The sequence below is a fragment of the Holdemanella sp. DFI.5.55 genome (genome assembly GCF_020593575.1).
GTDB classification, from domain to species: Bacteria; Bacillota_I; Bacilli_A; order Erysipelotrichales; family Erysipelotrichaceae; genus Holdemanella; species Holdemanella hominis.
In genome coordinates this window covers 1-1,131 of the sequence record NZ_JAJDMK010000165.1, presented here as the reverse complement: position 1 = coordinate 1,131, position 1,131 = coordinate 1, and the positions used below count along the sequence as shown (strand labels likewise).

The 1,131-nt window shown below is 36.5% G+C and carries 1 pseudogene; it reads left to right on the top strand.

The annotated features are described in order from the left end of the window. Nucleotides 1-165: 165 nt before the first annotated feature. Nucleotides 166-1,131 (top strand): annotated as a pseudogene (locus LJE08_RS13565) (transposase); the annotation flags it as partial.

The following is a 1,131-nucleotide window of genomic DNA, read 5'->3' as shown; positions in this document are numbered from 1 at the left end:
CCCGTCTTTAGAGGTTTGCACCATGAATGTTTAGAGGCTATTCTGAGAAAAAGTTGAGATTCTCCAGTATTTATCGTTGTTTTTTGTGCTTTAAATTTATTTTATTTTTTTTATTTATTTGGTATAATTATGGTGTAAATGTGTAATGCTTGGAGGGCACTTTCTATGGCCTATTTTCTTAAAAAAACAAAACGAAATGACAGACTTTATCTTTCCATCTATGAGAGTTTTTATTCTCCAGAAACCAAGAACACCCGACATAAAAGTTTTCGTAAAATCGGGTTCGTTGATGCTCTTATCGAACAGGGTATAGATGATCCAATCTCTCATTTTCAGAAAGAAGTAAATGGACTGAATTCTAAACGGGAGACAGAAAAGTGTCGCATCAACTTTCAACAGATTTCTGACGTTTCACCAGAACTGTGTCTGGGTTATGTGCCAATTGCGAAAATCTTGAACATACTGGATGTAAAAGAACATTTTGGGTATTTAAGCTCTTCAAGGAAATTCGAGTTCGATGTATATGATGTCTTTTCCGCTCTTGTATATGCTCGTGTTGTTGCACCTTTATCTAAACATCAGACTTTTCATGATATTCTTCCAAAGCTATATGTTCAAAAAAACTTCAGTTATGATCAACTCCTGGAGGGCTTGGAATTCATGGGCGAAGAATATGAGAAACTGGTTGAAATACTGACCGTTGCGACTGATGACAATTTTATTCTGGATTCCAGCCGTTCTTATTTTGATTGTACAAACTATTACTTTGAAATCGATAAGGAATCTACTCTTCAAAAAAGAGGTCCTTCCAAAGAAAATCGAAGGGACCCTATTGTGGTAATGGGCCTTCTTTTAGACGCACAGATGTTACCAGTCGGCATGAAGATATTCCCAGGCAATGAATCTGAAAAGCCGATCATGCGTGATCTAATCCACGATTTGAAATCAAGAAACAATATCAAGGGCCGTACCATCCAAATTGCTGATAAAGGCCTTAACTGTGCTAAAAATATTATTGAAGCTATTGATAATGGAGATGGCTATCTGTTTTCGAAATCTGTAAAAACCCTTCCTGAAAGAGAAAGACAATGGGTTCTTCTTGATGACGGATTCGAAACAGTGTTTGATCAG